11 protein-coding genes are annotated in these 11,966 nt (G+C 70.2%); 3 read left to right on the top strand and 8 right to left on the bottom strand.

The genetic code is table 11. The features are described 5' to 3' along the window. Window positions 1–4 precede the first annotated feature (4 nt). The 5 genes from WHN02_RS21910 to WHN02_RS21930 all read right to left on the bottom strand — a co-directional run bounded on the left by WHN02_RS21910 (window position 5) and on the right by WHN02_RS21930 (window position 5,198). Window positions 5–1,006, bottom strand: coding sequence for a quinone oxidoreductase family protein (locus WHN02_RS21910; RefSeq protein WP_434740581.1), 1,002 nt, complete (start codon window positions 1,004–1,006; stop codon window positions 5–7). Then, window positions 1,006–1,878, bottom strand: coding sequence for an alpha/beta fold hydrolase (locus tag WHN02_RS21915; protein WP_434740582.1), 873 nt, complete (start codon window positions 1,876–1,878; stop codon window positions 1,006–1,008). The genes WHN02_RS21910 and WHN02_RS21915 overlap by 1 nt, the downstream gene beginning before the upstream one ends. A 196-nt stretch (window positions 1,879–2,074) precedes the next feature. Further along, window positions 2,075–2,965, bottom strand: coding sequence for an alpha/beta fold hydrolase (locus WHN02_RS21920; protein WP_434740583.1), 891 nt, complete (start codon window positions 2,963–2,965; stop codon window positions 2,075–2,077). Continuing rightward, a complete protein-coding gene (locus WHN02_RS21925) occupies window positions 2,965–3,915 on the bottom strand; it encodes a hypothetical protein (protein WP_434740584.1) in 951 nt (316 codons plus the stop codon). The genes WHN02_RS21920 and WHN02_RS21925 overlap by 1 nt, the downstream gene beginning before the upstream one ends. Window positions 3,916–3,932: 17 nt before the next feature. Beyond that, entirely contained in the window at window positions 3,933–5,198 is a 1,266-nt protein-coding gene (locus WHN02_RS21930) for an aromatic ring-hydroxylating oxygenase subunit alpha (RefSeq protein WP_434740585.1), read from the bottom strand. 195 nt (window positions 5,199–5,393) lie between these two features. On the opposite strand from WHN02_RS21930, the gene WHN02_RS21935 reads away from it, so the two are divergent. The 3 genes from WHN02_RS21935 to WHN02_RS21945 all read left to right on the top strand — a co-directional run bounded on the left by WHN02_RS21935 (window position 5,394) and on the right by WHN02_RS21945 (window position 8,105). Then, complete coding sequence (locus WHN02_RS21935; protein ID WP_434740586.1) at window positions 5,394–6,389, top strand: NAD(P)/FAD-dependent oxidoreductase; 996 nt, start codon at window positions 5,394–5,396, stop codon at window positions 6,387–6,389. 26 nt (window positions 6,390–6,415) lie between these two features. Beyond that, window positions 6,416–6,757 (top strand): indolepyruvate ferredoxin oxidoreductase subunit alpha, encoded by a 342-nt coding sequence (locus WHN02_RS21940; protein ID WP_434740587.1) that lies wholly within the window; start codon window positions 6,416–6,418, stop codon window positions 6,755–6,757. A 127-nt stretch (window positions 6,758–6,884) separates the two neighbouring features. Beyond that, window positions 6,885–8,105: a M20 family metallopeptidase gene (locus WHN02_RS21945; protein ID WP_434740588.1), complete on the top strand. Its 1,221-nt coding sequence runs from the start codon at window positions 6,885–6,887 to the stop codon at window positions 8,103–8,105. A gap of 183 nt (window positions 8,106–8,288) precedes the next feature. On the opposite strand, the gene WHN02_RS21950 is transcribed toward WHN02_RS21945, so the two are convergent. From WHN02_RS21950 to WHN02_RS21960, 3 genes are read right to left on the bottom strand one after another with little or no spacing between them, the layout of a single operon-like run. Next, on the bottom strand, window positions 8,289–9,395 hold the full coding sequence (locus WHN02_RS21950) for a Gfo/Idh/MocA family protein (protein ID WP_434740589.1): 1,107 nt from the start codon (window positions 9,393–9,395) through the stop codon (window positions 8,289–8,291). 21 nt (window positions 9,396–9,416) lie between these two features. Then, window positions 9,417–10,505: a Gfo/Idh/MocA family protein gene (locus WHN02_RS21955; protein WP_434740590.1), complete on the bottom strand. Its 1,089-nt coding sequence runs from the start codon at window positions 10,503–10,505 to the stop codon at window positions 9,417–9,419. Window positions 10,506–10,519: 14 nt separating this feature from the next. Continuing rightward, on the bottom strand, window positions 10,520–11,878 hold the full coding sequence (locus WHN02_RS21960) for an ABC transporter substrate-binding protein (RefSeq protein WP_434740591.1): 1,359 nt from the start codon (window positions 11,876–11,878) through the stop codon (window positions 10,520–10,522). Between the last annotated feature and the right edge of the window lie 88 nt (window positions 11,879–11,966).

Below are 11,966 nucleotides of genomic sequence, written 5' to 3' on the forward strand. Positions count from 1 at the left end.
CGTGTCAGTCCGTGGGGGGTACCAGGACGGCCCGGCCGCGCAGCTGTCCCGTTCCGAGCAGGTCCAGCGCGCGACCCGCCTCGGCGAAGTCGAACTCCTGCACGTCGAGGACGAGCTGACCGGAGACCAGCAGGGGTGCCCACTGCTCGGCCAGCGCCCGCGCCTCCCGGTTACGTCGGATCATGTTCACCGGCAGCAGCGCCACGTCGAGGAGCAGCCAGTTGGGCAGGTCGAGGGGGGCGGTCTCCCCGGCGACGTAGCCGATGGCGACGGCCCGACCGCCGGCGCGTACCCAACCCATCCGCTCGCCGAGTCCTGCGCCGCCGAGGGTGTCGACGAGCAGGGTGACCGGGCGTTCCCCGGCCAGCCGGGAGAGCTGCTCCCCGTCGTCTGCGGCGACCAGGGGTTCGACCCCCTCGGGGAGGCGCTGGGCCTGCTCCCGGTCGAGGACGAGGCCGAGCACCCGGGCGCCGTCGCGGAGGGCGAGTTGGGCGACCATCGACCCCACGGCACCGGCGGCACCCGCCACGAGCACCACCTCGTCCCGCGCCGCGGTGGGCTCCGGCCCGTCGTTCCAGGATCCCAACCTGCCGACGGTACGCAGCGCGGTGACGGCCGTCGTCAACGGCAGGAAGAAGGTGGCCCCCACCGCCGGCGACATCCCCTCCGGCAGCGGGGAGAGGCTGGTGGTCGGCACGACGACGTACTGCGCCCAGGTCCCGTCGCGGACCAGCCCGAGGCCGGCACCCCGCAGCATCACCCGGGTCCCCTCGGGCAGGTCGTCGGAGGCCACCACCCGGCCGCAGCCCTCGACGCCACCGACGTACGGCAGGGTGGGCTTCATCCTGAACTCGCCCCCGGCGACGGTACGGTCGAGGTGGCCGACCGCGGCCGCGTCGACACGTACCAGGGTCTCGCCCTCGGCCCGCCGGGGCATCGGAACGTGCTCCACCTCAGGGGCGGCGCCCCAGTCGCGTACGCGGACCGCCCGCATGGTGGCCGACATCAGCCGATCCGGTGGCGGTCGAGGAAGGCGAGGCTGAGCTGGTTGTACTTCTCGGCCTGCTCGTGCTGGGGCCAGTGGCCGCACTCGTCGAGGATCGTCAGCTCGGAGCCGGCGATGTTGCGGTGCATGGAGTCGGCCTCCGGAACCTCGCCGAAGGGGTTGTTGCGCCCCCAGACGATGAGCGTCGGCACCGTGATCCTGGCGAGGTCGTCGGGGCGCAGGATGTTGCGCTGTCGGGTCTCCATGTCCTGGAGACAGAGCAGGTTCTCGATGTTGGCGACGAAGCTCGGCTGGTGGTAGATCCGGTGCCGTACGGCGACGAGTTCCTCGGTGGCGTCGGCGTCGTCGGCCATCAGCAGACGCATCCGGGCCCGGGTCAGCTCCACGTCGTCGGTGGTGACCGCCTTGCGGGTGCTGTCGCGGATCCGCTCCATCACCTGCGGATTGGCGACGGTCCCACCGGCGCAGAGCAGTTGCAGCGAGGCGACCCGGTCGGGGTCGTCGATGGCGGTACGGGCACCCACCCACCCGCCGAGCGACTCGCCCACGATGTGCGCCTTCCCGATGCCCTGGGCGTCGAGGTACGCCAGCAGGTGGTCCCGGTAGCGCGGGATCTCGTACGGGTGGTCCGGCTTGCCGGTGTAGCCGTGGCCGAGCATGTCGACGGCGTGGACCCGGTAGTGCTCGGCGTGTGCCGCGACGTTGCGCGCGAATGCTTCGAGGTGGCCGGAGGTCCCGTGCAGGAGGATCACCGGTTCACCGGCTCCGGCCTGCAGCGAGCGCGTGGCAACCCCACCCGCGTCGACTGTGGTGACCTCGAAGTCGACACCGGCGAGTTCGGTCCAGATGGTGTCTGCGAGGGCTGTCGTCATGGAAGTCTCCCGGTGGTCGTGGGTCGGTCACTGGTTGATGCGGTGCACCTGGGTGTTGCTGCGGCGCGCCGCCTGGACGAGGCCGTAGCCGACGCCTGCGAACACCGCCAGGGCGAGCACCGCGCGCCATGCGGTCATGTCTTCTCCTCCTCCTTCGTCGACTGGAGCCGTCCGACGGGCAGGGGTGCTCCGACTGTCACGGGTGGTCCACCGAACGCAGGAAGCCCTCGACGACGGCGTGGTAGGCCCCGGGCCGTTCCTCCTGGAGGTGGTGGGAGACGTGGTCCATCACGTGCAGGTTGCCGCGTGGCACCATCCTCGACAGCATCAGCGGATAGTCGGGGGTGAGGAAGGCGTCCTCACGGCCCCACACGAACAGCGTCGGCGCCTGGACACGGCCGAGTTGCTCCGTGAGGTCCTGCCAGTCGCCACGCGGGGAGTCCGACATCGCCGCCAGCTCCCGCTCACCGGGGTCGAGGCTCTGGTCGTACCGCATGTCGACGGTCCGCTCCGGCAACCGGTCGGCGTCGTACCACTCCAGGCGGGTGATCAGCTCGCGCATCTTCTCCCGGGTCGGACCCTCACCGCCGTAGTAGACGTCCCGGGCGGCACGCCCCCGGTGGCCGCGTTCGGGCAGTGGGGCCAACGGCCCGTAGAACACCGGCATCGAGCCGGTGACCACGAGGGAACGCACCCGGTCCGGGTGGTAGGCCGCGAGCGCCAGGGCGATCGACCCGCCCCAGGAGTTGCAGACGAAGTCGGCCCGTTCGATCCCCAGGGCGTCCATGAACGCCACAGTCTTGGTGGTGTGGAAGTCCCACATCGGGCCGCTGATGCGGCACTTGTCGGACCTGCCGTACTGGAGGATGTCCGGCAGGACGCACCGGCGGTCCCGCGCGAAGTACGGCACCACCGGACCGAAGTCGCTCCAGCCGGTGCAGCCGGGGCCACCGCCGTGCAGGAAGATGGTGTCCGGGCCGCTGCCGAGGTCGTGGTAGTGGTAGGTGACCTCGTCGGCCCGGACGAAACGGCTCTCCGGCATCGGTCCGGCCGCCGGTGAGGTGAGCGGCCCTGCGGTGACCGTCATCAGGTCCTCCTCGTCGGGTCGGGTTCGATGACTGCGGTGCCCATGCCGGTGAGCCACTCGGGCATCGGCGAGTAGCAGAGGGCGGTTCCGGGGGCGAACCCGAGGGCGGCGGCCATCACCAGCCAGGTCCGCAGCTCCTGGCCGCCGTTGCCGGCGGCCTGTTCGAGTTCTGCTGTCGACAGGTGCAGGTAGTCCCCGAGCCGTCCGGCTTCCAGGTCGGCGAGGAAACGGCGGTCGAACTCCTCGGACAGGCACGGCTGCGCCGCCACGATGATCTCCCGTCGGCGTGTGTCGAAACGCTCCCACTCGCCCCGGCCGTTGAGCCACGCGTCGACCATGAACTCCTCGTCGTCGCCCTGTGGTGCCGCCCAGTCGCTGGGCCACGGCAGTCGGTGGGAGAGGCCGCCGGACGCGATCACCACGACGGTCCGACCGGCGGCGGTCGCCTCGATCGCCTCGGCCAACCGCGATCCGAGGTGGGCGCAGCGCGCCAGCGTCGGCAGCGGGTTGGCGAACACGTTGACCACCAGCGGGACGACCGGGACGTCGATGCCCTTCAGGAGGTACTGGATGGCGTGCGACTGACCGTGGTCGATCTGCAGGCGGGCCGAGACGGCGACGTCCACGCCGGACTCGACCAGGTGCCCGGCGACGTCCCTGGCGAAGGTCGGGTCGGTCCGCTGCGGGCCGTGGGGCGTGCCGGACTCGCCGGAGGCGACGACCTCACCGACCCCCAGGGTGAACGACGGGATCAGGTCGAGCCAGAAGCCGCGGAAGTGGTTGGATCCCACGATCACCGCCACGTCCGGTCGGATCTCGGTGAGTCGCCGGTTCACCTCGTCCAGGGAGTCGCGGAAGGCTCCGGCCCCTTCGGTGTGGACCACCTCGTCCCAGTGGGTGTTCATGAGCGTGGAGTGGGACGCCCCCACGCCGAGCGCGATCGCCGGCACTCGTCGTTCCTCTCGTCTCAGTCGTCCCGGCCCGTGGGGGCCGGTCCGGACTCCGCGAGCCGTTCGGCCCGCTCCTCGGTGACGTCCTCGGCGAGCTTGCGCCACCTCAGCAACGACTCGTCGGGGCGGTAGAGCCTCTCCGGTGGCGCGTCGGTGACCTCGACCATCCACTTGTCCTGGCTGGAGAACTGACCGTGGAACAGCCACCTGACGGCACCGAGGTACTTGGCGTAGAACGGGAGGGTGGCGAGGCCCTTGCGGAACTCGACGAGCGCCCCGACGTAGAGGTGGTTGTCGGCGTCCACCGGGACGTACCACTCGTAGTGGATGAGGTTCGGGTAGACGATCCGCAGGATGCCGGGCATGGCCACCGAAGCGAAGCCGGGGAAGTCCTGGGCGGCGATGACCGGGTCCACCTCGCGGTGGGAGGTGGTGTTGCCGACGTGCTGGCGGCCGGTGTCCTGCGCGGGACGGGCCTGGTACCAGGCGAGCTTCGGCCAGGTGCCGACGCCTGGGTAGTCGCCCTCCCAGAACTGGTCCTCCTGGACCCGGAAGAGCCATCGGCCCCGCTGCACGATCCTCGTCGTGTTCCAGGCCGGCATCGGCTTGAACATCCGCCACAACGCGGTGCGGTGCAGGTACTTGGCGTGCCCCTCGTCGAAGCCGTTCTCGCAGGCGAACCGCCAGTTGCCGGTACGCGGCTGGATCCGGTGACCGACGATGCCGGGATTGTCGACCAGCTCCTCGGGGAGCTGCTCGTCGATCGGGGGCGGCACCTCCCCGTCGCCGACGTAGACCCACACCATGCCGATGCGCTCCGCGACCTCGTACGTGGGCTGGCGGACCTTGCCGCAGATCGGCGAGGACGGGCCGTCGGTGAGCGCCGCGACGAGGTCGCCGGTCTTCAGGTCGAAGGTCCAACCGTGGTACACGCAGGAGACGGTGCCGGGGAAGGCCTTCTCACCGCAGCTCAGCGGGACCCCCCGGTGCGGGCAGCGGTCCTTCATCCCGTAGACGGTGCCCCGGTCCCGGATCAGGAAGAGCTTCTCGCCCAACAGCGTCACCTGGCGGGGCTTCTCTCCGACCTGCGAGGAGAAGCAGACGGGGTACCAGTACCCCCGGAACCCGGCTGCGGCGGCCTGGTAGTGCGGCCAGCTCGACCAGTCCTGCCGCCCCGGCAGCCGGCCGGCACGGTGTCTGCGGGCGGGTTGCCTGCGCCGCTGATCGGCTGCCACGGGGCCGGTGTCGTCGGACTCCGCCCCCGGTTTCGCAGTCTGGGTCATGGATGCTCCCAATTGCTCGGGTTGGGTCGTCCGAGCAGACCACCGGCATGCGGCGGCCAACAACAGGAGTGGTTCGTCCACCGGAACACGCTGATCCTGCCGAGGGGCATTCCGGTCAGCGATCCACGCGGCGAGCCCCACCCCCGGATCTGTTCCTACAGTCCGGACCGACCCGCACACCCATCGGAGGTCGGCGTGACACGTGCACAGACGTTGACGAGGGACGTCGTCATCCTCGGGGCCGGACCGACGGGACTGTACGGCGCCTACTACGCCGGGTTCCGTGACCTGTCGACAGCAGTGGTCGACGTCCTGCCCCAGGTGGGCGGCCAGATCACGGCCCTCTACCCGGAGAAGCAGATCCGCGACGTCGCCGGGTTGCCCGGCATTCGCGGCCGGGACTTCGTCGCGGCCCTCAAGGAGCAGGCCGACGCCTTCGCGCCGACGTACCTCCTGAACCGCCAGGCGGTGACCCTCACCCACGAGGGCGGGCAGCCGGTCGTCGCCCTCGACGACGACACGGTGATCCGGGCCGGCGCCGTGGTGATCACCGCAGGGATCGGGACCCCCCGCCCCCGCCCGATCGAGGTCGGCGCCGAGTGGCTCGGCACCGGGCTCTCCTACTTCGTCCTCGACCCGCAGGCGCACCGCGACCAGCACGTGGTCGTCGTCGGCGGCGGGGACTCCGCACTGGACTGGGCCGACACCCTCGCCCCGATCGCCGCCTCGGTCACCCTCGTGCACCGACGGGCGGCCTTCCGCGGACACGCGGCGACCCTCGCCAGGGTCAGGGCCTCCCCGACCACGACGGTCCGCACCGAGTCCCAGGTCACGGCCCTCGACGGCGACCTCTCCACAGGCCGCCTCGACAAGGTCACGGTGCGGCACACCTCCGGCAGGCAGGAGTTCATCGCCGCCGACCACGTGATCGCCGCGCTGGGATTCGTCGCCGACATCGGCCCGCTCCGGGACTGGGGGCTGGTGCTGCGCGGCCGGTCGATCGCCGTCGACCGGACGATGCACACCAACCTGCCCCGCGTCTACGCCGCCGGCGACGTCGCCGACTTCGACGGCAAGATCAAGCTCATGTCGGTCGGATTCGGTGAGGTCGCGCTCGCCGTCAACCACGTCGCCGTCGACCTCGACCCCGACCTCACCCTCTTTCCCGGCCACTCGACCGACGAGACCTGACAGCCGACGACAGCAAGGGAAACACCATGACCTACGTCATCGCCGACGACTGCACCGACGTCCTGGACCGGTCCTGCATCGACGTCTGCCCGGTCGACTGCATCTACGTCGGTGACCGCAAGAGCTATATCAACCCGAACGAGTGCATCGACTGCGGCGCCTGCGAGGTGGAGTGCCCGGTCTCGGCGATCGTCGTGGACCGCAAGGCCAGGAAGGACCCCGACCTGGCGGTCCACCTGGCCGACTCGCGGCGGTTCTTCGACGAGCCGCTGCCCGGCCGTGACGTACCCCTCGGCGACCCCGGTGGCGCGGGCGCCCTCGGCGACGTCGGCGTCGACACCCCACTGGTGTCCCACGGTCGGCGGTGACCCCGGGTCGCCGCCGCTGCGTGCGCGTTCGCCGGACGGGGGGCGTCTCGGTCACCGGACCATGCGACTGTCCCTGCGGCTGCGGTGCGGCCGAGGATGCCCCCGTCGTCTCCCGTGAAGGAGGGCCATGTCCCAGAGCCCCGCCCATGACCTGCCCGGCGTCTCACCCCAGGACGAGCGACTGCTCCGCGACCGACTCGACGAACTCACCGAACTCCTGCTCACCGTCAGCCACGACATCCACCGACATCCGGAGACCCGGTTCGACGAGGTGCGGGCCAGTACCCTGCTCACCACCACCCTCACCGACCACGGGTTCCACGTCGAGAAGCCCCTCGCCGGTCTCACCACCGCCTTCCTCGGCAGGTTCGACACCGGCCGGCCCGGACCGCGCGTCGCGGTGTTCTGCGAGTACGACGCGCTGCCCGACATCGGACACGGATGCGGGCACAACGTGATCGCAGCCGCCGGTCTCGGCGCGGCCCTGCTCACCAGGGAACTGCTCGACACCGCCGGGCTCGGCGGGACGCTGCTGGTGGTGGGCAGCCCCGCCGAGGAGGGCGGAGGCGGAAAGGTACCGATCATCGACGCCGGGGTGCTGGAGGGGGTGGACGCCGCGTTGATGCTGCACCCCTCGGGGGAGAACCTCTCCGCCATGCGGACCCTCAGCCGGGCGAGCATGCAGGTCACCTTCACCGGCCGGGCCGCACACGCGGCGGTGAGCCCGCACGAGGGCGTGAACGCGCTGGACGCCGCGGTGCTCACGCTGAACGCGATCGCCCTGCTGCGTCAACAGGTGACCCCCGACGTCCGCATCCACGCGATCGTCACCGACGGCGGTCAGGCGCACAACATCATCCCGGAACGTGCGGTACTCGACGTCTCGGTACGGTCGGAGGACCCGAGGGTCCTGTTGGAGAGCCTGCGGCCCCGGGTGGAGAACTGTGCCCGGGGCGCGGCGTTGGCCACCGGGGCCGAGGCGGAGATCACGCACCTCGACCCGCCGTACCTCTCGATCGCCCCGAACCCGGTGCTGGAGCAGCTCGTCGACGACGCCTACCGGCGGATCGGGCGGGTCACCGAACCCCATCGCGAGGAGGTCTACCCCGGCTCCACCGACATGGGCAACGTCAGTCAGGTCGTCCCGTCGATCCACCCCACCATCGAGATCGTCCCGGGGCTGACGATGCACAGTCGCCGGGCCACCGAACTCGTCGGCGGTGAGCACGGCGACAGGGCGGTGTTGGACGGGGCGTTGATGCTGGCGATGACCGCGGGTGCGCTGTTGCGTACCCCCGCCCTGGTCGACCTGGTGAAGGCCGAGTTCACCGAGGGCGTACGGGTCTGAGCGGGGCGACCGGGTAGGCGGCCGCGCCCCCGACGGCGACGACGACGGCAGCACGGACGGGCCTGTCGACCACCGAGCATGACAGCTCTCGTGGTCGACAGGCCCGTGTCCTGTCCCCGTTCCCCTACCCGGGTCGTCGGGATCCCACCGACGGTCCGGTGGTGCCACGGCCCCCGGCGGATCTCACGACGGCACCGCGAACTCGGGAAGGCGGACCCGGCTGCCGTCGGTCATCGCCGACTCGTGGGCGCAGAGCCCCACCAGGGTCCAGTTCGCGGCGGTCACCTCGTCCACGGTGGCCGGACGCTCCTCCAGGATGCAGCGCAGGAACTCGTGCACCAGGTGCGGATGCGACCCGCCGTGTCCACCACCCTGGGTGAAGGACAGGTGGGCGTGCTCGTCGTCGTACACACCCTTCGTGGTGAACCGTCGCACCTCCTGCGGCAACAGATGGGCGTAGTCGGGGACGGTGATCCGGTCGGCGATCTCACCCTCGAAGATCACCGGCCCCTCCCCCTCGGTCTGCTCCCACTCGAACGACCGCCGATCGGCGTACACGGAGAAGCTCTCCACGTACTGCCGTGCGGTCTCGAACAGCGACCTGGTCACCTCGGCGGCGAGCGTCGAGTCGGCCAGCCGGACCAGCGCGGTCTCCACGGCGAACGGCGAGCCGTACCGGGCGACGAGGTCCGGGGCGATCCGGCCCGACCCGAAGCAGACCACGGACTCGGCGGCGGATCCGGCCAACGCCAGCAGAGGGCCGACGGCGTGCGTCGCGTAGTGCATCGGCGGCAGCCCCTCCCAGTAGCCGGGCCACCCACTCATGTCCTGCTGGTGGGCCCCCCGCAGGAACTGGATCCGGCCGAGTGAGCCGTCGCGCAGCAGGGACTGCACGTGGAGGAACTCACGGGTGAAGACGGCCGTCTCCATCATCATGTACCGGCGGTCGTTGGCCCGGGCCGCAGCCACGATCCGCCGGCAGTCCTCGACCGACGTCGCCATCGGCACCGTGCAGGCCACGTGCTTGCCCGCCTCCAGCGCCGCTATCGACTGCTCGGCGTGCAGCGGGATCGGCGTGTTGATGTGTACGGCGTCGACATCCGGGTCGGCGAGCATCCGGGCGTAGTCCCCGTACCGTCTGTCGATGCCGAAGTCCCGACCGAGCGCGGCGAGGCTGGACCCGTCGCGTTGACAGATCGCGACGAGTTCCGCGTCGGGGTGCTCCTGGTAGATCGGGATGAACTCGGCGCCGAAGCCGAGGCCGACCAGGCCGACACGCACCTTGTCCATGGCGTCTCCCCTCGGGTGCGGCTAGGCCGGCCGGGCCGGCATCGCCTTGACGATGTCGATGGCGAGTTGGATGTCCTGGACCCCGTCCTCCAACGCGGTCGACGGCCGCTTGCCCTCCCGGATGCACTCCAGGAAGTGGAGCCACTCGCGCCGGAACCCGAAGTCGAAGGAGTGCCGGTAGACACTGGTGGAGGGCACCCCGGCCTCACCGCGGCGCAACTGCAGCTCGGTGGGCTGGTAGGGGTAGAACGGGTTGCCGAACTCCAGGCGCATCTCCTCCTCGTCGGCGTAGACCGTCAGGTGCTCGTCCCAGTACCCGTGGTGGATACCGACCCCCGCCTCGAAGACGCACGGGGCCCCGTTCTCCAACTCCAGGACCGCCAGCGCCCGACGCTCGTTCACCTGCTGGGCGTAACGGACCCCGACGGGCCTGCCGACCACGGTCCGCAACACCCCCAGGTCGTGACAGCCCAGCATCAGGACCTTCGAGAAGAGCGTGGCGTAGCCGGCGTGGCTGGATCCGAGCGCCTTGGCGATCCGCACCTCGACGTCGCCGCTGAACTTGCTGGCCCGCTCCAGGTCCTCGGGGGACAGGTCGTCGACCCGGAGCTGCTTCATGTCGTGGCGGTGCAGCGCCTCCTTGCGTCCGCCGAAGTCGTGCACCCGTACGCTGCGGGGCTCACCGGCCTGCCGCATCCACTCGGTCGCCTGCTGCACCGCCGGGTCGAACAGCTTCATGTACCCGATCATGGACACGGCCTCGCTCTGCCGCGCCACCTCCAGGATCTCCTCGGCCTCGTCGGTGGTGAAGGCCAGCGGCTTCTCGACCAGGGCGTGCTTGCCTGCCCGGAGGGCGTCCATCAGGATGCCGCCGTGGTCGTAGGCGAGGATGGCCACCGCGTCGACCTCGGTGTCGGCGAGGAGGTCACGGTAGTCCTGGTAGACCCGGTCCACTCCGTAGTGCCGGGCGACCGACTCCGCGGTGCCGCGGGAGATGTCGCAGACCGCGACGATCTCCGCTCCTTCGAGCTCTCGCAGGATCGGGAGGTGCATGCGTTGGGAGATCAGCCCGCAACCGATGACCCCGACCCGGATGACGCTTTCATTCATCGCACTACGTCCAATCAGCTGCTGGTGGTGAGGTACGCGTTGCTGACGTCCAGGAAGCCCTGGGCGGTGGGCACGATTCCGCCGACCCTGTCGGAGTGCGCCATCAGTCCGGGCCTGTTGACGAGCGTCGGCACGATCGCCTGCTCCAGGAAGTAGGCGTTGAACTCCGTCAGCGCCTTGGCGTTCTCCTCCGGGTTCGCCGCGTTCGTCACCGCATTGGCAAGGGTGGTGTACTCGGTGGTGTCGTACTTGAAGAGGTTGTTCGTCGCCCGCAGTTCGGCCCGGGTGGCCAGGGCCGAGGCCGGGGAGAACGAGTTCCCGTTACGCATCAGGATGGCGGGCGCGCCGATGTTGGCCTCGCCCATTCGCTGGTCGTAGTCGGCGACACTGATGATCCGGGACTTCGCGGTCAGGCCGACCTGGGACAGGTTGTTCTGGACGATCTCGAAGATGGCGATGCTCTCCGGGATGTCAGGCACCACCATCTCGAACTCGGTGCCCTGGGCACCCGCCGCGGCGATGAGCTGCCGGGCCTTCTCCTGGTCGAAGTTGTAGTGTTCGCCCTGTTTGACGTCGTACCCCGCCGTCCCCTCGCGCCAGGGCAGCGAGGTGACCTGGGCGAGGCCGCCGTGGATCTGCTCGGAGATCCGGTTGCGGTCGATGGCGTAGTGCACTGCCTGGCGGAGTTCCTTCTTCTCGAAGGGCGCCCTCGTCACGTCGAAGCCGAGGGCGAGCGAGGATCCGCCGCTTCGCACCAGGCTGTAGCCCTGACCGTCGGCCAGGGATCGGGAGTCCAGGAAGGGCAGGCCGCTGGCCGCGACGACGCGTCCGCTGCGCAGGGCGGCAGCCAGCGCGGTCGGGTCCTTGATCACCAGGCTCTCGATCCGGTCCAGCCGGGTCCCTGCCGCGTCCCAGTGGTCCGCGTACTTCTCCAGGACGATGCTGGCGTCCGGGGTCCAGGACACCCAGGTGAAGCGACCGGTGCCGACGACGGTCTCGCCTGCGGCGTAGTCGTCGAAGGTCTCCCGGTCGATGACGGGCATGATCTCGAAGAGGTCGAAGATGTTCGGCAGCGGCCGGGCGAAGGTGAGCTTGAGGCCGTGGTCGCCGTCGGCCGCGAAGCTGGTGACGTGATCGGCGATGGCGCGGGTCCGGGCCGCGTTCGCGGGATCCTTCACCTGCTCGAAGCTGAAGACCACGTCGGCGCTGGTCATCTTGCGCCCGGAGTGGAAGGTGACGTCCTCGCGGAGCTTGATGTCGAGGCCCGTCATGTCGGCGTTCGGTGTCCAGGACTCCGCCAGGACGCCCCGGATCTCGCCGTTCTCGGGATCGATCCGGGTCACGGTCTCGAAGACGCTGTACTGAATGAACATGTTCCCCAGGGCGGACGACAGGATCGTCCCCGGCTGAGCGTCACCGGATTGTGCGATCACCAGGGTCCCGCCCTGCTGGGGCTCGCCG

This window comes from Micromonospora sp. SH-82 (assembly GCF_051132485.1).
Classification (GTDB): domain Bacteria; phylum Actinomycetota; class Actinomycetes; order Mycobacteriales; family Micromonosporaceae; genus Micromonospora.